The following is a 20476-nucleotide window of genomic DNA, read 5'->3' on the forward strand; positions in this document are numbered from 1 at the left end:
CCTTCAAGTGAGCCCGAAGGCTTACTTGGCCTTCTCGACGATTTCGACCAGGCGCCAGCGCTTGGTGGCGCTGGTCGGACGGGTCTCGTTGATCACGACGAGGTCGCCGATGCCGGCGCTGTTGGTCTCGTCGTGGGCCTTCAGCTTCTTCGTGCGGCGAAGGACCTTGCCGTAAAGCGGGTGCTTCACGCGGTCTTCAACCTCGACAACGATGGTCTTGTCCATCTTGTCGCTCACGACGTAGCCGCGGACAGACTTGCGGTAACCGCGCTCGACGGTGTTCTCGCTGGTCATCACTCAGCCCCTCCCTCAGCGACGGCCGCGTCGGCCTTCTTCGCCTTGCTCTTCTTGGCCTTCTCAACCGGAGCCGGGGTCGCACGGATCCCGAGCTCGCGCTCACGGATGACCGTGTAGAGACGCGCGATGTCGCGCTTCACGGCGCGGATGCGACCGTGGCTCTCCAGCTGACCGGTGGCCGACTGGAAGCGCAGGTTGAACAGCTCTTCCTTGGCCTTACGCAGCTCCTCGAGGAGGCGCTGGTCTTCGAACGTGTCGAGCTCGCTCGGAGCGAGCTCCTTGGTGCCGATCGCCATTACGCGTCGCCCTCCTCGCGCTTGATGATGCGTGCCTTGAGCGGCAGCTTGTGCATTGCCCGGGTCAGGGCGCCCTTTGCGAGCTCCTCGCTCACGCCGGCCACCTCGAACAGGACGCGGCCCGGCTTGACGTTTGCAACCCAGAACTCCGGCGAACCCTTACCCGAACCCATTCGGACTTCGGCAGGCTTCTTGGTAAGCGGGCGGTCGGGGAAGATGTTGATCCACACCTTTCCGCCACGCTTGATGTGACGCGTCATGGCGATACGAGCCGCCTCAATCTGACGGTTCGTCACGTACGCCGGGGTCAGCGCCTGGATGCCGTACTCGCCGAACGACACCTTGGTGCCACCCGTCGCCTGACCCGAACGGCCGGGGCGGTGCTGCTTACGGAACTTAACCTTGCGGGGGATAAGCATTACGCCGATGCTCCTTCCGGTGCGCGCTTCTCGGCGCCAGCGTCGTTACGACGCGGGCCGCGACGGCCACCACGGTCGCCACCACGAGCAGGCTTCTTGTTAGCCTCCTCGCGAGCGAGCTCCTTGTTCGTGAGGTCGCCCTTGTAGACCCAGACCTTCACGCCGATGCGGCCGAAGGTGGTCTTCGCCTCGTAGAAGCCGTAGTCGATGTTCGCGCGAAGCGTGTGCAGCGGCACACGACCCTCGCGGTAGAACTCGGTGCGGCTCATCTCGGCGCCGCCAAGGCGGCCGGAGACCTGGATGCGGACGCCCTTGGCGCCGGCGCGCATGGCGCCCTGCAGGCCCTTGCGCATCGCGCGGCGGAACGCCACACGACCAGCAAGCTGCTCTGCAACACCCTGGGCGATGAGCTGAGCGTCAGCCTCGGGGTTCTTGACCTCGAGGATGTTCAGCTGAATCTGCTTGCCCGTGAGCTTCTCGAGCTCGGCACGGATGCGCTCGGCCTCCGCACCGCGGCGGCCGATCACGATGCCGGGACGCGCGGTGTGGATGTCGACGCGAACGCGGTCCTTCGTGCGCTCGAGGTCGATGCGGCTCACGCCAGCACGATCCAGGTTCTTCTGCAGAAGAGCGCGGATCTTGATGTCCTCGGCGACGTAGTCAGCGTAACGCTGGCCCGGCTTCGTCGAGTCGGCGAACCAACGCGACGTGTGGTCCGTCGTGATGCCGAGACGGAAGCCGTAAGGGTTGATCTTCTGTCCCATTACTTGCTCGCCTTCTTGTTCTCGGGCGTCGAGAGCACGACCGTAATGTGGCTCGTGCGCTTCTTGATCTGGTCAGCGCGACCCTGTGCGCGGGGGCGGAAACGCTTGAGCGTCACACCCTCGTCGACGAACGCGTTCTTCACGAACAGGTCGTCCTCGTTCAGTGCCTCACCGGCCGCATCGGCCTTGACCTGCGCGTTGGCCTTTGCAGACGCAACGAGCTTGTAGATCGGCTCCGAAGCGCTCTGTGCTGCGAACTTCAGGATCGCGAGCGCCTCATCCGCCTGCTTGCCCTTGATCAGAGCAACAACGCGACGGGCCTTCTGAGGGGTCACGCGGATGTGTCGCACGCGTGCGATGGACTCCACCATTTCTCTCTCCTCTCAGCGTCGCCTTAGCGGCGACGGCCCTTCTTGTCGTCCTTCACGTGGCCGCGGAAGGTGCGGGTGGGCGCGAACTCGCCCAGCTTGTGACCAACCATGGACTCGGACACAAACACGGGGATGTGCTTGCGACCGTCGTGCACGGCGATCGTGTGACCCAGCATGGCCGGCACGATCATCGAGCGGCGCGACCAGGTCTTGATGACGTTCTTCGTTCCCGCTTCGTTCTGCGAGCTCACCTTGCGAAGCAGGTGCTCGTCGACGAAGGGGCCCTTCTTCAGACTGCGTGGCATCTTCTTGAACTCCTACTTGCGGTTCTTGCCCGACGGACGGCGACGCACAATGTACTTGTCGCTTTCCTTGTTGGCGTGACGGGTACGGCCTTCAGGCTGACCCCAGGGCGTAACAGGGTTACGACCACCAGAGGTACGACCCTCACCACCACCGTGCGGGTGGTCAACCGGGTTCATAACGACACCACGGACGGTCGGGCGAACGCCCTTCCAGCGCATGCGGCCGGCCTTACCCCAGTTGATGTTCGACTGCTCGGCGTTGCCGACCTCGCCGATCGTTGCGCGGCAGCGCAGGTCGACGTTGCGGACCTCACCCGACGGCAGGCGGAGCTGCGCGTAGGGGCCGTCCTTAGCGACGAGGCGGACCGACGAACCGGCCGAACGAGCCATCTTCGCGCCACCACCGGGACGGAGCTCCACGTTGTGGATCACGGTACCCGTGGGGATGTTGCGGAGGGGCAGGTTGTTACCCGGCTTGATGTCAGCGTTTGCGCCCGACTCAACGATGTCGCCCTGCTTCAGCTTCGCCGGAGCGATGATGTAGCGCTTGGTGCCATCAAAGTAGTGGAGGAGCGCGATGCGCGCGGTACGGTTCGGGTCGTACTCGATGTGAGCGACCTTGGCGTTCACGCCATCCTTGTCCGCACGACGGAAGTCGATCACGCGGTACTGGCGCTTGTGGCCACCACCGATGTGACGGGTCGTGATGCGGCCCTGGTTGTTACGTCCACCAGTCTTGGGCAGCGGACGGAGCAGCGACTTCTCGGGCGTCGATCGCGTGATCTCGGCGAAGTCTGCCACCGACGAGCCGCGGCGACCGGGGGTCGTGGGCTTGTAGTTGCGAATAGCCATATTCGTTTCCTAGTCCTTCCCAGCTATCAGGCGACAGCCGTGAAGATGTCGATGGTGCCCGACTTCAGCGTGACGATGGCGCGCTTGGTGTCCTTGCGCTTGCCAGTGCCGAAGCGGGTGCGGCGGCTCTTACCCTGACGGTTCAGGGTGTTCACCGAAGCGACCTTCACACCGAAGATCTTCTCGATCGCGAGCTTGATCTCGGTCTTGTTCGAGCGGGTGTCCACGAGGAACGTGTACTTACCCTCATCGATCAGGCCGTAGCTCTTCTCCGAAACGACGGGCGCGAAGATGATCTCGCGCGGGTCCTTGTTGAGAGCGGTCATGCCGAGACCTCCTTGGCGCCAGCCTTCTGCGCGATGAACGCGTCGATGGCGGCCTTGGTGAAGACGACGTCGTCGCTACGGACGATGTCGTAAGCGTTGAGCTGGTCGGCGACGAGCGTGTGCACGTTACCGAGGTTGCGGACGCTGAGGTAGCTGATCTCTTCGTCACGGCCGAGGACGACGAGCGTCTTCTTGTTCTCCGTGAACGTCGAGAGGAACTTGGCAGCAGCCTGCGTGGCGGGCTTCTCGGTGCCGAACGTGTCGACAACGTGAATGCGCTCACCGCGGAGACGGTCGCTCAGCAGGCCGTGAATGGCCGCCGCGATCATCTTCTTGGGGGTGCGCTGCGAGTAGTCGCGGGGCTTCGGGCCGTGGACAATGCCACCACCGCGGTGCTCCGGCTGGCGGATCGAGCCCTGGCGCGAGCGGCCGGTGCCCTTCTGCTTGAACGGCTTCGCACCGGTACCCGAGACCTCACCACGACGAAGCGTCGAGTGGGTGCCCTGGCGAGCAGCAGCAAGCTGCGCGGTAACGACCTGGTGAATCAGCGGAACGTTCGTCTTGACGTCGAACACGTGCGCGGGAAGCTCGACCGTGCCGGTCTTCTTTCCGTCGGTGCCGAGGACGTCGAGAACGAGAGTCGAGTCAGCCATCTAACTCAGGCCCCCTTCACTGCGTTGCGGACGTACACGACGCGGCCACGAGCACCGGGGACGGCGCCCTTGACGAGCAGCAGACCCTTCTCGGTGTCGACGGCGTGCACCGTGAGGTTGAGGACGGTCACGCGCTCGCCACCCATGCGGCCGGCCATGCGCGTGCCCTTGAAGACGCGGCTGGGCGTAGCCGAAGCACCGATCGAACCGGGCTTGCGGTGGTTGCGGTGTGCACCGTGCGAGGCACCCACGCCGGCGAAGTTGTGACGCTTCATCACACCAGCGAAACCCTTACCCTTGCTCGTGCCGACGACGTCGACGAGCTGGCCGGCCTCGAAGGTGTCACCAGCGGTGATCTCCTGGCCGAGGGTGTAGTTCGCGGCGTCTGCCGTGCGGATCTCAGCGACCTTGCGGCGGGGCGTAACGCCAGCAGCTGCGTAGTGGCCGGTGAGGGGCTGGGTGACCTTGCGGGGGTCAATCTCGCCAGCGGCGATCTGAACGGCGTTGTAGCCGTCCTTCTCAGGGGTACGGATCTGCGTAACGACGTTCGGAGCAAGCTCGATCACCGTCACCGGAACGAGCTTGCCAGCTTCGTTCCAGACCTGAGTCATGCCCAGCTTCTTGCCGAGCATGCCCTTCGAAATCTTGTTGTTGATGTCAGCCATGTCGAACCTCAGAGCTTGATCTCGATGTTGACGTCGGCCGGAAGGTCCAGACGCATGAGCGAGTCAACCGCCTTGGGGGTCGGGTCGACGATGTCGATGAGGCGCTTGTGGGTGCGCTTCTCGAAGTGCTCGCGGCTGTCCTTGTACTTGTGGGGCGAACGGATAACCGCCACGACGTTCTTCTCCGTCGGGAGGGGCACCGGGCCCACGACCTGCGCACCAGCGCGGGTCACGGTGTCGACAATCTTGCGTGCCGACGTGTCGATGACCTCGTGGTCATACGACTTCAGGCGAATGCGGATCTTCTGTCCCGCCATTTGTCTGCTCACTCTCTTCAGCGTCTTACCTCTCGGGCATTGGACGCACGTACCCTCCGGAAACCCTTCGGGTCGGCACACCACGTCAGTTGAACGAGTTCTTCCGAACGTTGCGCCATATTCACCTATCAGCCCGCAGGCAGGAATATGCTTCCTGTGATCTGTGGGTGTCGCTCCTCTGCCTGCGGCCCGGGTCTGTGCGCGATGCGCCGCCCGTGCACTGCCAGCGCAGTGATCTGGAAACACCAGAATGTGGAACCTCTCTATTCTGCCAGGCCCACACCCCAGAAATCAACCCGGGCGTGTCGCGCTGTGTGCCGCGTGATTCCGCGGTTTTCGCGGATCCCGTCGGCGTCTTCTCAGGTACGCAAAACGGCCCCTCCCGCGCGAACGCGGGGGGGGGCCGTTAAGGATCCGGCTTACTGGTTGCCGATCTTGCCGTCGAGGTTCGCGCGAACCTCGTCGATCTTGCTGTCGGCCGAGTCCGGAGCGACCTTCTTCGCGAGGTTCGCTGCGCCGTCGAGCGCCTTGTCGCTGAGCTCCTCAGCCTTCTCGCTCTTCAGCGCCTCGTCGATCTTGTCCTTGTTGTCCTCGAAGGCGGCCTTGCCCTTGTTGATGAGGTCGTCGAGTCCCATTGTTCCCCCTCGGGTTCGTGGTGTCGTAGGCGGCTGGTCAGCGCGCGAGATTAGTCTTACATCTAACGGCGCGACAGGTACAGGGCCCGCCGAAGTTATTTCGATCGAAGGTACGAGTGACGAACGAAACCGAGGCCATAGGCGGGATGGCGGGGCCCGACGGCCCGTTCCTCAAGCTCTTCCGCAACCGCGGCATCGCGTTCATCCTCGTCGGCGGCATGAACACCGCGATCGGATTCGTGTGGTTCATCGCGTTCTCGGCCCTGTTCGACTGGATCGATGCCGACGCCGCCTGGAACGTCTTCGCCGTGATCCTCGCCTCGCAGTGGACGTCCGCGACCTGCGCCTTCTTCCTCTACCGCCACCTCGTGTTCCGGGTAACGGGACACTTCTGGCTCGACTACGGGCGCTTCCTCCTCGTCAACGCCACGAGCGCCGCGCTCAACCTCCTCGTCGTGCCGCCCGTCGTGCTCTGGCTCGGGTGGCCCAAGATCCTGGCCCAGCTCGCGTTCACGGTCGTCATCGCCGTGATCAGCTGGTTCGGCCACAGCCAGTTCTCCTTCCGACGCAGCAAGAAAGACTCCGCATGACCAGGCTCTCCGTCGTTGTACCGGCGTTCCGCCAGGCCGGCGTGCTCGCCGAGACCGTCCGTTCCGTGCTCGATCAGGCAGATGTTGACCTCGAGCTGATCATCGCCGACCACTCCTCCGACGACGGCACCTACGCGGTCGCGAAATCTTTTGAGGCGGATCCGCGGGTGCGCGTCTTCCAGACGCCCGCGGGCGGCGGAGCCGCCGCGAACTGGGCGGCCGTCACCGAGCGCGCGACCGGCGAATTTATCAAGCTGCTCCCGGGCGACGACACCGTGCTTCCCGGATCCCTCGCCCGACAGGTCGCGCTTCTCGACGCGAACCCCGATGCGTCGCTCGTCGGTGGGCGGCGGCGGATCATCGACGCCTCCGGCCGCACCCTCGCCAAGCGCCGCGGATTGCAGGGCCTCTCCCCCATCATGTCGGGCGGCGACGCCGTGCGCGCGTCGGTGATCTCGGGCACGAACCCGTTCGGCGAGCCGGGCGCGGTCATGATGCGGCGGTCGGCGCTCGAGGCCGCAGGCGGGTGGCAGGGGCAGTGGTCGTACGCGATCGACGTGGCGAGCTACTACGGGGTGCTCCAGCACGGATCCTTCGTCCGCGACGACGAGGTCGCCTCGACCTTCCGGGTCGGCGGCGGGCAGTGGTCGGTCGCGCTCGTCGACGAGCAGGCGGCCGAGATGACGCGGCTGTTCGAGTGGGCCGGATCCGTGTTCTCGTCGGTTTCTGCGGCCGATGTCGCCCGCGGATCCGCGAAGGCGCGGTCGCTGGCCCGCCAGCGCCGCATGGTGTACCGCGTGCTGAAGTTGGTGAAGCGATGAAGACACTCGCCTTTGTGCTGCCGATCTACAACGAAGAGGGCAACATTCCGCTGCTGTACGAGCGCCTCGTGGGGGTTGCCGCGGCGCTCGAGGGGCGGTTCACGTGCGAGTTCATCTTCGTGAACGACGGTTCACGGGATCGCTCGCTGTCGCTCCTGCGGGGGCTGCGCGCCGCCGATGAGCGGGTGTCGGTGTACTCGCTCGCGCGGAACAAGGGGCACCAGATCGCGGTGACAGCGGGGCTCGACGTGGCCGACGCCGACGCGGTGATCGTGATGGACAGCGACCTACAGGATCCGCCCGAGGTGTCGCACGCCCTCATCGAGGCATGGGAGGACGGCGCCGATGTCGCGTACGCGAAGCGCCGTACACGCGAGGACGGCTACTTCAAGAAGCTCACCGCGGGGATGTTCTACTGGGTGCTGTCGAAGATGGCGCGCATCGACATTCCGCGCGATACGGGCGACTTCCGGCTCATGGATCGCCGCGTCGTCGAGGAGCTGCGCCGCTATCCCGAGCGCAACCGCTTCCTGCGCGGGATGGTCGCCGAGATCGGGTTCGACCAGCGCGCCGTCGAGTTCGACCGCGATGCGCGTCACTCGGGCGAGACCGGGTACCCGCTGAGCAAGATGATCAAGCTTGCCGCCGACGGGATCATCGGGTTTAGCTCCTTCCCCCTGCGCCTCATTAGCGCGATCGGGATGGTGCTCGCCGTCGGCGCGGGGCTGTGGACGGTGTACCTGGCGGTGTCGCGGCTGGCGTTCCCCGACTCGGTCGTCGAGGGGTGGACGTTCATAACTGCCGGGATGTTCCTCCTCGGCGGGATCCAGATGCTGATGCTCGGCGTGCTGGGGCAATACATCGGGCGCATCTACGAAGAGGTGCAGGCCCGCCCCCTCTACGCCTTCGCCGTCGCGGAACACGGCCCCCTCCCCCGTTAGCCCGGGCGCGCCGCCGGATCCGCGCCGCCGGATCCGCGAGATCTCACTCTTTTCGCGAGATCGCACTTTTTTCCGGGCCCACGGATCCGCGAGATCGCACTCTTTTCGTGAGATCTCACCCAAATGAGTGCGATCTCGCGGGAACAGTGAGACCTCGCGGGAGGCGGGCCCGTTGCTCCGCAGTGGGTCGCCACAAAACGTCGCTTCGAGGTACGTAGAGGCGGCGTTTTATGGCGACCCACCGTGTCCGCTCTCGCGCGCGGGTACGTGCGCGCGGGTTCGGCCGGCGACAGACCCGCGCTGCCGCGCTCTGCGCGCGAGCTGGATCAGCGCGCGATCCGGATCCGCGAGGTCGCACCCGTTTCGCGAGATCGCACTCTTTTCCGGGCGTTCGCGCGAAATGAGTGAGACCTCGCGGGAGGTGGGCCGCTGCTCCACAGTGGGTCGCCACAAAACGTCGCTTCGAGGTACGTGGAGGCGGCGTTTTATGGCGACCCATTGTGTCCGCCCCTCGCGTACGCGCCGCTCGCGCACGCGCGCGTGCGCGCGAGCGGCGTAGCCCCGTGGATCCGGCGCCCGGCCCGCGAGATCTCACTCATTTGCCGAGATCGCACCGAAACGAGTGCGACCTCGCGAAACGAGTGCGACCTCGCGAAACGAATGCGACCTCGCGAAATGAGTGCGACCTCGCGAAATGAGTGCGACCTCGCGAAAAGAGTGCGACCTCGCGAAAAGAGTGCGACCTCGCGGGGGGTGGCTGACTTACGCGTCGCCCGCAACCGAAGCCGGGGCCGGGGCCGGGGCGGAGCGGCGGGTGGCCCGGCGGGCCGCCGCGCGGGCGATCAGCCAGGCCAGCAGCACCAGCCACGCGCCCACGAACGAGGCCACCAGCACCGGGAAGGGCGGCGGGAGGAACGTCACCGTGACCGTGTCGCCCACCGAAGCGTCGGCGAGCGACACCGTCAGCAGGTAGTCACGCACCGGGTCCGTGAGCGTCGCCCCCGAGACCGAGTAGCCCGGGAAGGGCAGGCGCGAGAGCGTCACACGGGGGTCGGATCCGACGGACGTCACCGTGAACGACACCGACGTGTCGCTCACCGTCTCGTCGGCGATCAAGGTTCCCTCGCCCGTCCACGTCACGCCGCCCGCCGACGGCAACGGCTCGTCGCGGTCGAAGCGCCAGGTGTAGTCGCCGTCCTCGGCGAGGTGCCATCCGTCGGGGGCAACGGGCTGAGACGGGAACGTCTTCTTCGCCGCAATGATCGTCGACACATCCAGCAGGTCGGCCACCGGCAGCCCGGTCTCCGAGTCCACCGACCACAACACGTCGAGCGCGTCGTCGCACGTCACCCCGCGCAGGTCGCTGCACAGGTCGGTCGCGTACGCCGAGAACGGCAGCACCGTGTACACGCTCGACACGTTGGTGTCGCTCAGGTACCAGAGGTTCGCCATGAGGCGCTCGTCCCAGCTCTCGGGATCCGTGGCACCCTTCATATAGTCGCCGACGACGATCGCGTCGCCCGAAGCGTCTTCGAGCACCGACTCCAGAGCAGAGGTAGACGTCGGCGCGTCAACCCCCGGCAGCGGCGACTCGCGCCACTGCAGCATCTGCACCCCGCCGACGCCGAGGGTGACCACGAGCGACGCGACCACCACGAGGTTCGTCTGCCGCTGCCAGCGCGGGGCGCGGCCGGCGACGTAGTTCGCCGAGGCGGATCCGGTGAAGCTGAACGCGGCGAGCGCGACCGTCTGCAGGGCGGCCGCGACGAGGATCGACTTCCACGACCACATCTCGGCGACCCAGGTGATGTACGCCATCGCCACGATCAGGCCGAACGACCACCACACCTTCGCGCGCGTGATGCGCTCGGGGTACGCGCGCGTGGCCGCGACGGCGAACACGACGAGCACGGCGATGACGACGTACGGCATCATGCGGATCGGCCAGCGGATCGCGCCGAGGTCGCTCGGGCCGAGCACGAAGGCGAGCATCGCGGATCCGAGAACGAAGACCGGCACGAGGGTGCGGGCGCGCGCGATCGGCAGGAAGAGGGGGAAGAGCGGCAGGATCCACGCGATGTACATCAGCGGTCCGTCGGTGTAGCCGTTCCACGAGTAGATGGATCCGGTGGTCAGCGGTGACGCCGTCGTGAAGAGGTCGGCGACATCGGCGTTGAGGAATCCGGTGTTCTCGTACGGCGCCTCGCTGCGCGTGGTGACGGCGCTCGTCGCCATCGCGGGCAGGTAGATGACGAGCGTCCACAGCGCGCCCCACGCGCTCGCGGCGAGGGTGCGCAGGATCCGGATCCGGTCGCGGCGAACGATGTGCTCGACGAGGGTGGCGACGAGCACGACGACGAGGACGATGACGCCGAAGACGTATCCGATGGTGATGAGGGTGAAGCTCGCGAGCACGTACGGCCACGGCGACTTGCCGTACTCGACGGCGCGGCGCAGCGCCCACCACACGAGCGGGAACAGGCATGCGTCGAAGAGCCCGGTCGACCAGCTGGCGGCGTCCATGTAGACGGTGAACCCGGCCGCCGGCGCGAGCACGGCGACGAGCGCGGCCCACGGGCGCGAGGATCCGAACTGGGTTGCCAGCAGGTACATGCCGATCGAGAACACGGCGAGGAACGCGATCTTCCAGATCGTGACGTGCACGGCGGCATCGGGCGCGGCGTATGCCGTCAGCCCGATGAGCCACGTGATGGGGCTGAGGATGCCCCACTGTCCCTCGGCGAAGTAGTTGCCGCCCTGCCAGGCAGACGGATCCAGGATCGGCAGTTCCCCGCGCGACAGGTACTCGCCGAGCGCCCACCACTGCCCGAAGGATCCGCGCTCGGTGTCGTCGGTGAAATAGAACCGGGGGTTGATGAGTACGCGCGACGCGGCGAGCGCGATCGTCAGAAGCGTCGAGAGCAGGGGCCAGTGAAGCCGCTGCCAGAAGGTGTCACGCGTCGAATCCACTCTGGCTACGCTAGCTTCCCGTTCTCTTGCGGGCCCGTATGACACGATGGAGGCTATGAAGGGCATCATTCTCGCCGGCGGCAGCGGCACGCGCCTCAACCCGATCACCCTCGGGATCTCGAAGCAGCTCGCACCGGTCTACGACAAGCCGATGATCTATTACCCGCTGTCGACGCTGATGCTGGCGGGGATCCGCGAGATCCTCGTGATCACGACGCCGCACGATGCGCCCGGGTTCGAGCGCCTGCTGGGTGACGGATCCCAGTTCGGCATCTCGATCACGTTCGCGCAGCAGCCCTCGCCGGATGGGCTCGCGCAGGCGTTCACGATCGGCGCCGACTTCATCGGCGACGACTCGGTCGCCCTCGTGCTCGGCGATAACCTGCTCTACGGCCCGGGTCTCGGCTCGCAGCTCGCGCGATTCAAGGATCTCGAGGGCGGCGCGGTCTTCGCGTATTCGGTCTCGGATCCCTCGGCCTACGGCGTCGTCGAATTCGACGACGACGGTCGGGCGCTGTCGCTCGAGGAGAAGCCGGCCGAGCCCAAGAGCACCTACGCGGTGCCGGGCATCTACTTCTACGACAACGACGTGGTCGAGATCGCGCGCAACCTCCAGCCGTCGGCGCGCGGCGAGTACGAGATCACCGACGTCAACCGCGAATACCTGTCGCGCGGGCGCCTCAACGTCGAGGTTCTCCCCCGCGGCACCGCGTGGCTCGACACCGGCAACTTCGACGACATGATCGAGGCCGGCAACTTCGTCCGCACGATGGAGCACCGCACGGGGCAGAAGATCGGATCCCCGGAGGAGATCGCGTGGCGTCGCGGCTTCATCGACGACGACGGTCTGCGCGCCCGCGCCGAGAAGCTCGTGAAGTCGGGGTACGGAACGTACCTGCTCAACCTCTTGAAGGAAGGCCGATAATGGCGCATCTCCTGGTCACCGGCGGCGCCGGTTTTATCGGTAGCAACTTCGTTCACCACGTGATCGCACACACGGATCACACCGTCACGGTGCTCGACAAGCTCACCTACGCGGGCAACAAGGCCTCGATCGAGGGCCTCGACCGCGTCGAGCTCGTGGTGGGCGACATCGTCGACGCTTCGCTTGTCAACTCGCTTGTGGCGAAGGCCGACGCCGTCGTGCACTACGCCGCCGAGAGCCACAACGACAACTCGCTCGACAACCCGCGGCCGTTCCTCGACACCAACGTGATCGGCACGTACACGCTGCTCGAGGCCGTGCGCCGCCACGACGTGCGGTACCACCACATCTCGACCGACGAGGTGTACGGCGACCTCGAGCTCGACGACCCCGAGCGGTTCACCGAGACGACGCCCTACAACCCGTCGTCGCCGTACTCGTCGACGAAGGCCGCGTCGGATCTGCTCGTGCGCGCGTGGGTGCGCTCGTTCGGGGTGCGCGCGACGATCTCGAACTGCTCCAACAACTACGGGCCGTACCAGCACGTCGAGAAGTTCATCCCCCGCCAGATCACGAACGTGATCCGCGGGATCCGCCCGAAGCTCTACGGCACCGGCGAAAACGTGCGCGACTGGATCCACGCCGACGACCACTCGTCGGCCGTGCTGACGATCCTCGAAAAGGGCGAGATCGGCGAGACGTACCTCATCGGCGCCGACGGCGAAGAGAACAACAAGGTCGTCGTCGAGACGATCCTCGAGATGATGGGGCAGGATCCGTCGGCCTACGATCTCGTGACCGACCGGCCCGGGCACGACCTGCGGTACGCGATCGACTCGTCGCGCCTGCGCCGCGAGCTCGGGTGGACGCCGACGTACACGAACTTCCGCGAGGGGCTCGAGGCGACGATCCAGTGGTATCGCGATAACGAGGATTGGTGGGCGGCGTCGAAGGACGGCGTCGAGGCGTTCTACGCGTCGAAGGGCCAGTGATGCAGACCACGATCGACGGCCTGCTGCTGTTCGACCTCGCCGTTCACGGCGACAACCGCGGCTGGTTCAAGGAGAACTGGCAGCGCGAGAAGATGGTCGCGGCGGGGCTTCCCGATTTCGGGCCCGTGCAGAACAACATCTCGTTCAACGCGACCGCGGGGACGACGCGCGGGATCCACGCAGAGCCATGGGACAAGTGGGTGTCCGTCGCGACCGGACGTATCTTTGGTGCGTGGGTTGACCTGCGCGAGGGCGAGGGATTCGGGCGCGTGTTCACGGCCGAGATCGGGCCCGACAAGGCGATCTTCGTGCCGCGCGGGGTGGGGAATGCGTTCCAGGTGCTCGAGGACGGCACCGCGTACACGTACCTCGTCAACGATCACTGGTCGCCGGACGCGTCGTACTCGTTCCTGAACCTCGCCGACGAGACGGTCGCGATCGACTGGCCGATTCCGCTGTCGGAGGCCGAGCTGTCGGACAAGGATCGCGCACACCCACGCCTCGCCGACGTGGTGCCGATCGCGCCGAAGAAGATCCTCATTATCGGAGCGAACGGGCAGGTTGGGCGCGCGCTTCGTGACTCGTACGCGGGTGCGGGATCCGCGGGCGCGCTCGCGGGCGCGGGCACCGGATCCTCCGACGCGGGATCCGCGGAAGCCGCCTCGCGCGCGGGCGCGGGTGCGGGCGCCGGATCCGCGGATGCCGCTTCGCGCGCGGGTGCGGGCGCCGGATCCGCCGGCGCGGGTTCGCTCGCGGGCGCGGGATCCATCGGTGCGGGATCCGTCCCTTCGCACATCGAGTTTGCGAGTCGGGACGACCTGGATCTCACGAGCGACATCTCGGGCGCGCGGCGGTGGCGCGACTATGGCGCGATCATCAACGCGAGCGCGTACACGGCGGTCGATAAGGCCGAGACCGACCGCGCGGGCGCGTGGGCGGCGAACGCGACGGGCGTCGCACAGCTCGCCCGGATCGCGGCCGAGTACGGGATCACGCTGGTTCACGTGTCGAGCGACTACGTTTTTGACGGATCCGAGACCTCGTACGACGAGAGCGCGGCGCTCGCGCCGGTCGGCGTGTACGGGCAGTCGAAGGCGGCGGGTGATGTGGCGGCGTCGACGGCTCCGCGGCACTACATCGTGCGCACGTCGTGGGTGATCGGCGAGGGCAATAACTTCGTGCGGACGATGGCGTCGCTGGCGTCGCGTGGAATTGATCCGGCGGTCGTCGACGACCAGATCGGCCGGCTGAGCTTCGCGAGCGAGATCGCGCGCGGGATCCGGCACCTGCTCGAGAGCGGCGCGCCGTTTGGCACGTACAACCTCACGGGATCCGGTGCCGCGGGGAGCTGGTTCGACGTCGCGCGGCGCGTGTTCGAACTGACGGGCCACGACGCGGGGCGCGTGAGCGCGACGTCGACGGAGGCGTACTTCGCGAACGCGCAGGGCCCGATCGCGCCGCGGCCGGCGAATAGCGTGCTGTCGCTCAACAAGATCGAGGCGACGGGCTTCGTGCCGGCCGACGCCGACGCCTCGCTCGTGGAGTACCTGCGCGCGGGAGAATAGGCAGTGTGACTGTCGCAAGCGAACTTCTCGACCGCATCGGATCCCGTATTGACGAGAGCGGGTTCGTCGCGCACGGCGTGCACGTGCGCGCGGGCGACGAGACGGCCGAGCGGCGGTGGGCGCCGGACGTGCGCGAGGAGATCCACTCGGTCGCGAAGGCCATCGCGGTTCTCGCGGTAGGGATGGCGCGGGATGAGGGTCTGATTGATCCGGATGAGGTCGTCGCGCACGATTACACGATGCGCGATCTGCTGCGGATGACGAGTGGCGTGGACTATCCGTGGTCGCCGACGATGTTCGACGATGACGATGTGTATACGTCGTTCCTCGCGCGCGAGCCGCGCGGGCGCGTGTTCCAGTACGCGAACGCGAGCACGTACGTCGCGATGCGCACGCTCGCCGCGCGCGTGGGCGATGTGGAGGAGTGGCTCGAGCCGCGCCTGTTCGCTCCGCTCGGGTGGGACGGCATCTCGTGGCGGCGCTGCCCCGGCGGGCACGTGCTCGCGGGCGAGGGCATCTCGCTGACGACGGAGGAGATGTCGCGGCTCGGCGTGCTGCTGCGCGACGGTGGCGTATACGAGGGCCGGCGGCTGGTGGCATCGGACTGGATCGACGCGATGCACAGCGACTGGTTCTCGCGTACGGCGGGTCCGGGGTACGAGGGTTACGCGCTGGGCGCGTGGCGCGGCCCGGGCGAAGGATGGCGCCTGCACGGAGCGTACGGGCAGATGGTGCTGTTCCGCCCCGACGCGGTCGTGACGATCACCGCCGACGACCACTTCGGCGCCGACGAGCTCGCCGCCTTCGTGATGAGCTGACCGCGGATCCGGTGCGTTCCGCGCGCGGGCGCGGGTGCGGCGCGTTTCGCACGGGTGCGGGTTGCGGGTGCGGCGCGGTGGCGCGGGTGGTTCCGGATCCGGCCGCGCGGGCCGTGATCGCGGGGCGACGCGCGAGTACGAGTCCGACGGTGCGTGTGCAGGGCCGCGCAGTTCCGCGGGTCCTGAGCGGTGCCGGGTCACGCTCGCGTGTGTTCGTGAGCGTGCGCCGAGAGAAGTCGCTCTCGGCGGTCGGAACCCATAACGGCACGGAATCCAGTCCGATCCTTGATGCGGACTCGAAGCCGAGGCTGAAGAGCCTTGCCGAACGCCCGCGGGCGGCTACCGTGGGGCGGTCGCGCGGGTCACTCCTGTTGGCGGAAGCGGCGCGGGGGTGGTTCGTAGTTTTCGAAGAGATGGCGGAGTCCTGCTCGGCGCGGCATCTCGCGGGTCTCGCCGTTGGGGCCCCGGAGGACGAATTCGGCCTTGCCGTCGCGCGTGATGCGCCACTTTTGATGGTGCAGGTGCATGTGGTGGAAGCGGCAGAGCAGGATGCCGCGATCGATGTCGGTGCGTCCGCCCTCCGAGTACGGATCAATGTGGTGTGCCTCGCAATGCGACGCCGGGCTCTCGCATCCCGGCCAGCGGCATCCGCCGTCCCTCGCCGCGAGCGCCACGCGCTGCGGGCTCGTGAAGAGCCGGCTCTCGCGGCCAACGTTGAGTGGATCGCCGGACCCGTCAACGGTCACCTTCACCGTGCCCGTATCGCAGATGCGCTGCTCGATGGCAGCCTGGGGTAGAGGACGCATGCCGTCTTCCGTATACCCTCCCCGAGGCTTCATGCCTCCAGCGCCATATCTGTTTTCGCCCGGTGGTGGGCCCGCGGCGTCTCGATGTCGAGCGCCGCCCGCGCGTTGGTCGATATCCGAGCTCGTGCTGTCGACAGCCGCGGCTGCACCTCGGCGAGTTCGCCCGTTGTCGGTAGAAATCGATGCGATCTCGCGGGCACCAGCGCCGGCGCCCGCGGTGCCGGTAGAAACGGATGAGATCTCGCGGGCTTTTCCGTCGGGATCCGCGGTGCCAGTGGAAATGAGTGCGATCTCGCGGGATTGCCCACCAGGATCTGTCCTGCCCTCAGAAACGGGTGCGATCTCGCGGGGGTGGGTGGGCGGGGGCGGGTCGTTCACGATCGTGACCATGCGGACGCCCGCCTTGCGGGTGCCGTGGACCGTTTCCGCGTCGGCGACCGCGCCCGCGTTCAGCAGGTCGAGCATCAGGTCGTACAGCAGCTGGTCGTTGGTGCGCGGGTCGTCCACGAGCTTCTTCGCCGCCTCGATCTCGGCCGAGTCGACGAAGCGTGGGCCTCCGCGCCGCGGTCGTAGCGCCGCCGATTCGATCGTCGAGACCGTGGCGAAGCCCTCGTCGTCGAACACGATCGAGGCCCGGTGGATACCCTCCGCCGTCGTCCACGAACGGAACGATCTCGCGTCGTACCGGGCGAGGAAGCGGCGCTCGGCGCCGTCGGGATCCATGAGATCTCGCAAGAGCCGCGCCTGCGCCCGCAACTCCTCCAGCGTGCGCTCCGCGGCCTCCCTCACGAGGTCGCGTGCGGCTCCGCGCCACGCGTCTTCCATTCCCTCGGGCGGCGCATCGAGACCCATCCGGATCGCGTCGCTCTGCTCGGTCGAAATCTCGCCCGACAGCAACGCGCTGGCGATCGGGGCGTGCCACGGATCCGGCCGCTCGCCACCCGCGGGCGCGCCCTCGAGCACGGCGCGGCCCACGCGGATCCGCTGATTGGCTGCTGCCTTTCCGGATCCGGTGATCGTCTGGACCAACGCCGCCGCATTGCGGTGCCCACGCTTCTGCGCGAGCCCGTCCTGCCCCGCCTCGCGCGACGAGCGCTCGGCAATCACGCCGATCGCCACAGCCTCCACGCTGTCGAGCGCGCGCCTCGCATCGGCGATGTGCTGCGAGATGTCGAAGACGGCATCATCGCCGAGCCGTCGCATCTTTCCCATGACATCGTCGTCGCCGAGCTGCGGCGTCGTTCCCGCGACGTTATCGGCGGAGCCCAGCAGATCGCGCACCACCTCGATCTGCTCGACGGCCCCGCCCAAAATGTCCATGATTCAGTCCATCACCGAGCACTGACAAACGAAGCGAGCAGGTACGGCGACGGATCTGAAGCGTCCGAGCACCACCGCGATCGTGGCCACGAAGAACACGCGGGGTCGACGAACGGACACGTCACGCACCACCGCGCCCGGCCCGCCAGCCACACCGAAAATGTCCATGATTCAGTCCATCACCGAGCACTGACAAACGAAGCGAGCAGGTACGGCGACGGATCTGAAGCGTCCGTGCACCACCGCGATCGTGCCCACGAAGAAGACGCGGCTCGCCGGACGGACACGTCGCGCACCACCGCGCCCTGCCCGCCAGCCCTGCCGAAAATGTCCATGATTCAGTCAATCGCCGACCACTGACAAACGAAACGAGCCCGGTCGCGCCCCACCGACAAACGAACCGACCCGTCACCGGGAGGACACCCCCATACGCCATGATGGGCACCATGACGCAGCTCTACTCCCTGGTCAGCACGGCTCCCACGCGCGGCGACGTGATCGACATCGCGGATCCGGATCGGCGGATCTGGAACGCGCTCGTGATGGGCGAAGACGCGGATCCGTTGGACCGCGCGATCCAGCACGGCGCCCGCATCACCGCGGAGGCGCAGGGGCGGTTCCGCCCGCGCATGCTCGAGAAGTCCGATTACCTCTCCGCGAACCTGCCGATCCCGCTCTTCTCCGAGCGCCTCGCGGCCCACGTGCCCGGCTATGCGTGCGCGATCACCTGCAAGGGCAAGGAACTCACGTTCGTGCTCCCGCGGATCCGCGAATATCGCGACCTGCTCGACCCCGACGCGACCTCTTGGCGCACCTCGTCGAGCGGATCCAGGTTCCCGCTGTCGGTCGTCTACCGCGGCGACGCGAGCGACGACTTCCTGCTAGCGCGCGACCGCACGTACCCGTCGATGGTCCTCGCCTCGCAGGCCTTCGTCGACCTGTGCGCCGCCGAGCGCCTCAACATCGACTTCGCCCCGGTCACGATGTCGGCGTAGGCGAGGCAGAAACAACGCGGAAGATCTGCAAACGCGTTACTGAAATCTCTGCAAACGCGATAGTCAAATCTCTGCAAACGCGATACTAGGGCTCCGCATCCCACACCGCGGCATACCTCTCGGCGACGAGCGGCCACACCACCGCGATGCCGTCGTCGACCGTGTGCACGCGCGCGGCGAGCTCGCCCGTGACCACGAACTCGTGTGGGATCTCCCGGCCGGCCTGGTCCCGCCGGCCGAGCGGATCCGGGAACCGCAGCGCGACCACGTCGCCCGCCCGGCTGCACGCGCGCCGCTCGTCGCCGACGGCGCCGAAGGCGGCGTCGTAGGCGGGTAGCGGATCCGCATGCCCGGCCGTTTCGAGAAAACGGAAGCCCCAGCGGCGACCGCGGGTGGCCCACATGAGGCTCATCGCCGGCTCCGGATCAGCACGGCCTTCTCTTCGGCCTCGTCGAGCTCGAGCCGGAAGCTGGTGAGGATCGCGCGGACGTTCTCGTGCTTCGACTTCGCCTCTTCGTTCGCCTTGCGCAGGGCGTCTCCGGCGAGGCGCGAGGCCTCGTCGACGAGGTCGGCGCTCAGCAGCTTCATGACCAATCCCACGGGCCCGGTGCGCGAGATGAGCCGCCCGAGCAGGGCGCCGGCGATGAGGTTCACCCCGCTGTTCAGCTGCTCGAGCACCTTGCCCGGCGCCTCCTTCCGCTGCGCCCACCGCACGTGCCGCTCGAACGGCAGCATCGCCGCGATCGGCAGAATCAATTCAACGCCCACCCGCTCGCTCACGTCGATGCGCTGCGGGTCGAACTTCGCCGACGACAGCAGCATGAAATCCTCGCCGACCGACAACGCGGATCCGCCCTGGATGAGGCCCGCGATCGTCTCGCGCAGCGCGTCGATCTCGTCGGCAACCTTCGCGATCATGAGGTCGCGGAACGCATACACGTCGGCCTCCGGCATCAGATCGGCCTTCGACAGCGCCATCACCCAGATGCGCGGAAACTGGATCAGCGGCCCCTTGCCGCGCAGCAGCCCCTCACGCATCGAGAGGATCCCGTTGCGGAAGTTTCCGAGCAGCGACTTGAGATAGCGCTCCTCCTCCCCCGCGTGATCGAGCAGCTTCTGCGCGTCGACGAGCAGGAAAGCGACATCGGATCCGAGAAGCGCCCGGAACGTCTCCACCCTGCGGTGCGCCTCCTCCGGCCCGCTCACCGACTGCTCGAACCACTCGCCCGGATAGTCGTGCCACGTCAGCCGCACCGCATCGAAGCGCTCGTTCTTGCGATGATGCTTCAGCTTCAGCGAGAACGCATACGACGTCGCGGCGAAGTGCGTCGGCGTGGGCGCCATCGCCGAGTCGCGCATGCCGAGATAGTTGCGGTGTAGCCGCGTGCCCTGCCCGATGTCGTCGGCGACGACGTCAAACAGCGCGCGCCCGCGAAACGACGCCTCCTGCGTCGCCCCATAAAACGACGACAGCAACACCGTCTTGCCGCTGCCGCTCTCGCCAAAGACCGCAATCTGCTGATCCAGGGTTTTCCCTCGCTGCATACGAGCATGGTAAACCCGCACCGGATCCGCGGGCCGGCCCGCGCGGGATGGCGCGCGCCGCGTGCGGGGTTAGTTGGCCTGCGGCTTCTCCGCGTGACGAACGACACGGTCGGGCTGCTCGCTCGACCGGGCGCTGTACCACCATCGTCGCCATCGCCACGATGAGGCCCCCTAGCCATGAGCCGGAGCAACCCGGTACGCTCGCATCACCAAATCAGGAGTTGCGCATCTCGCTTTGCATACGCTCCACGTTCAGCTAACGCCAGAGTTCCGTTGACTACGGAGCCC

General features: G+C 66.9%; 25 protein-coding genes. 8 read left to right on the forward strand and 17 right to left on the reverse strand.

The genetic code is table 11. The annotated features are described in order from the left end of the window. Positions 1 to 21: 21 nt before the first annotated feature. The 12 genes from rpsQ to DTO57_RS13615 all read right to left on the reverse strand — a co-directional run bounded on the left by rpsQ (position 22) and on the right by DTO57_RS13615 (position 5900). A complete protein-coding gene (gene rpsQ, locus DTO57_RS13560) occupies positions 22 to 294 on the reverse strand; it encodes a 30S ribosomal protein S17 (RefSeq protein ID WP_114118775.1) in 273 nt (90 codons plus the stop codon). Then, positions 294 to 593 (reverse strand): 50S ribosomal protein L29, encoded by a 300-nt coding sequence (rpmC, locus tag DTO57_RS14790; protein ID WP_114118776.1) that lies wholly within the window; start codon positions 591 to 593, stop codon positions 294 to 296. Before rpmC ends, rpsQ begins: the two co-directional genes overlap by 1 nt. Next, positions 593 to 1012: a 50S ribosomal protein L16 gene (gene rplP / locus DTO57_RS13570; protein WP_114118777.1), complete on the reverse strand. Its 420-nt coding sequence runs from the start codon at positions 1010 to 1012 to the stop codon at positions 593 to 595. The genes rpmC and rplP overlap by 1 nt, the downstream gene beginning before the upstream one ends. Further along, entirely contained in the window at positions 1012 to 1776 is a 765-nt protein-coding gene (rpsC, locus tag DTO57_RS13575) for a 30S ribosomal protein S3 (RefSeq protein ID WP_114118778.1), read from the reverse strand. The genes rplP and rpsC overlap by 1 nt, the downstream gene beginning before the upstream one ends. Further along, positions 1776 to 2147, reverse strand: coding sequence for a 50S ribosomal protein L22 (gene rplV / locus DTO57_RS13580; RefSeq protein ID WP_114118779.1), 372 nt, complete (start codon positions 2145 to 2147; stop codon positions 1776 to 1778). The genes rpsC and rplV overlap by 1 nt, the downstream gene beginning before the upstream one ends. Before the next feature lie 23 nt (positions 2148 to 2170). After that, complete coding sequence (gene rpsS / locus DTO57_RS13585) at positions 2171 to 2452, reverse strand: 30S ribosomal protein S19 (RefSeq protein WP_029152724.1); 282 nt, start codon at positions 2450 to 2452, stop codon at positions 2171 to 2173. A 12-nt stretch (positions 2453 to 2464) separates the two neighbouring features. Further along, a complete protein-coding gene (gene rplB / locus DTO57_RS13590; RefSeq protein ID WP_114118780.1) occupies positions 2465 to 3304 on the reverse strand; it encodes a 50S ribosomal protein L2 in 840 nt (279 codons plus the stop codon). Between the two features lie 26 nt (positions 3305 to 3330). Next, positions 3331 to 3630 carry a 50S ribosomal protein L23 gene (rplW, locus tag DTO57_RS13595; protein WP_114118781.1) on the reverse strand — a complete coding sequence of 100 codons (300 nt, stop codon included), beginning with the start codon at positions 3628 to 3630 and terminating at the stop codon, positions 3331 to 3333. Further along, positions 3627 to 4283, reverse strand: a complete 657-nt coding sequence (gene rplD, locus DTO57_RS13600; RefSeq protein WP_114118782.1) for a 50S ribosomal protein L4 — start codon at positions 4281 to 4283, stop codon at positions 3627 to 3629. The genes rplW and rplD overlap by 4 nt, the downstream gene beginning before the upstream one ends. Before the next feature lie 5 nt (positions 4284 to 4288). Next, positions 4289 to 4948: a 50S ribosomal protein L3 gene (rplC, locus tag DTO57_RS13605; RefSeq protein ID WP_114118783.1), complete on the reverse strand. Its 660-nt coding sequence runs from the start codon at positions 4946 to 4948 to the stop codon at positions 4289 to 4291. 8 nt (positions 4949 to 4956) lie between these two features. After that, positions 4957 to 5265 carry a 30S ribosomal protein S10 gene (rpsJ, locus tag DTO57_RS13610; protein ID WP_110589670.1) on the reverse strand — a complete coding sequence of 103 codons (309 nt, stop codon included), beginning with the start codon at positions 5263 to 5265 and terminating at the stop codon, positions 4957 to 4959. Positions 5266 to 5684: 419 nt separating this feature from the next. Then, complete coding sequence (locus DTO57_RS13615) at positions 5685 to 5900, reverse strand: hypothetical protein (protein ID WP_114118784.1); 216 nt, start codon at positions 5898 to 5900, stop codon at positions 5685 to 5687. Between the two features lie 116 nt (positions 5901 to 6016). On the opposite strand from DTO57_RS13615, the gene DTO57_RS13620 reads away from it, so the two are divergent. Genes DTO57_RS13620 through DTO57_RS13630 form a run of 3 tightly spaced genes read left to right on the forward strand, consistent with a single transcriptional unit; the run spans position 6017 to position 8252 of the window. Continuing rightward, positions 6017 to 6490 carry a GtrA family protein gene (locus DTO57_RS13620; protein ID WP_162785784.1) on the forward strand — a complete coding sequence of 158 codons (474 nt, stop codon included), beginning with the start codon at positions 6017 to 6019 and terminating at the stop codon, positions 6488 to 6490. After that, positions 6487 to 7311: a glycosyltransferase family 2 protein gene (locus DTO57_RS13625; protein WP_114118786.1), complete on the forward strand. Its 825-nt coding sequence runs from the start codon at positions 6487 to 6489 to the stop codon at positions 7309 to 7311. Before DTO57_RS13620 ends, DTO57_RS13625 begins: the two co-directional genes overlap by 4 nt. Then, on the forward strand, positions 7308 to 8252 hold the full coding sequence (locus tag DTO57_RS13630; RefSeq protein ID WP_114118787.1) for a glycosyltransferase family 2 protein: 945 nt from the start codon (positions 7308 to 7310) through the stop codon (positions 8250 to 8252). Before DTO57_RS13625 ends, DTO57_RS13630 begins: the two co-directional genes overlap by 4 nt. A 762-nt stretch (positions 8253 to 9014) precedes the next feature. Here the strand turns inward: DTO57_RS13630 and DTO57_RS13635 are convergent. After that, positions 9015 to 11222 carry a glycosyltransferase family protein gene (locus tag DTO57_RS13635; RefSeq protein ID WP_114118788.1) on the reverse strand — a complete coding sequence of 736 codons (2208 nt, stop codon included), beginning with the start codon at positions 11220 to 11222 and terminating at the stop codon, positions 9015 to 9017. Positions 11223 to 11277: 55 nt separating this feature from the next. On the opposite strand from DTO57_RS13635, the gene rfbA reads away from it, so the two are divergent. From rfbA to DTO57_RS13655, 4 genes are read left to right on the forward strand one after another with little or no spacing between them, the layout of a single operon-like run. Continuing rightward, on the forward strand, positions 11278 to 12147 hold the full coding sequence (gene rfbA / locus DTO57_RS13640; RefSeq protein ID WP_114118789.1) for a glucose-1-phosphate thymidylyltransferase RfbA: 870 nt from the start codon (positions 11278 to 11280) through the stop codon (positions 12145 to 12147). Then, on the forward strand, positions 12147 to 13139 hold the full coding sequence (gene rfbB / locus DTO57_RS13645) for a dTDP-glucose 4,6-dehydratase (RefSeq protein ID WP_114118790.1): 993 nt from the start codon (positions 12147 to 12149) through the stop codon (positions 13137 to 13139). Before rfbA ends, rfbB begins: the two co-directional genes overlap by 1 nt. Continuing rightward, entirely contained in the window at positions 13139 to 14704 is a 1566-nt protein-coding gene (locus DTO57_RS13650; RefSeq protein WP_114118814.1) for a sugar nucleotide-binding protein, read from the forward strand. Before rfbB ends, DTO57_RS13650 begins: the two co-directional genes overlap by 1 nt. A gap of 5 nt (positions 14705 to 14709) precedes the next feature. Next, the gene (locus tag DTO57_RS13655) at positions 14710 to 15522 is read left to right on the forward strand and encodes a serine hydrolase domain-containing protein (RefSeq protein WP_114118791.1); all 813 of its coding nucleotides are present in this window, start codon (positions 14710 to 14712) and stop codon (positions 15520 to 15522) included. Positions 15523 to 15884: 362 nt separating this feature from the next. Here DTO57_RS13655 and DTO57_RS13660 read toward each other — a convergent pair whose 3' ends face one another. Beyond that, complete coding sequence (locus DTO57_RS13660; protein ID WP_114118792.1) at positions 15885 to 17648, reverse strand: HNH endonuclease signature motif containing protein; 1764 nt, start codon at positions 17646 to 17648, stop codon at positions 15885 to 15887. A 3-nt stretch (positions 17649 to 17651) separates the two neighbouring features. Next, positions 17652 to 17816 carry a hypothetical protein gene (locus DTO57_RS14435; RefSeq protein WP_162785785.1) on the reverse strand — a complete coding sequence of 55 codons (165 nt, stop codon included), beginning with the start codon at positions 17814 to 17816 and terminating at the stop codon, positions 17652 to 17654. A 278-nt stretch (positions 17817 to 18094) separates the two neighbouring features. Here DTO57_RS14435 and DTO57_RS13665 point away from each other — a divergent pair, with 278 nt between their 5' ends. Beyond that, a complete protein-coding gene (locus DTO57_RS13665; protein ID WP_162785786.1) occupies positions 18095 to 18643 on the forward strand; it encodes a hypothetical protein in 549 nt (182 codons plus the stop codon). A gap of 85 nt (positions 18644 to 18728) precedes the next feature. Here the strand turns inward: DTO57_RS13665 and DTO57_RS13670 are convergent, their stop codons facing one another. Both DTO57_RS13670 and DTO57_RS13675 read right to left on the reverse strand, forming a co-directional pair. Beyond that, positions 18729 to 19055 (reverse strand): hypothetical protein, encoded by a 327-nt coding sequence (locus DTO57_RS13670; RefSeq protein ID WP_114118794.1) that lies wholly within the window; start codon positions 19053 to 19055, stop codon positions 18729 to 18731. Then, on the reverse strand, positions 19052 to 20188 hold the full coding sequence (locus DTO57_RS13675; RefSeq protein ID WP_114118795.1) for a TRAFAC clade GTPase domain-containing protein: 1137 nt from the start codon (positions 20186 to 20188) through the stop codon (positions 19052 to 19054). Before DTO57_RS13675 ends, DTO57_RS13670 begins: the two co-directional genes overlap by 4 nt. Positions 20189 to 20476 lie beyond the last annotated feature (288 nt).

The sequence above is a fragment of the Microbacterium sorbitolivorans genome, from assembly GCF_003327285.1.
GTDB lineage: Bacteria > Actinomycetota > Actinomycetes > Actinomycetales > Microbacteriaceae > Microbacterium > Microbacterium sorbitolivorans.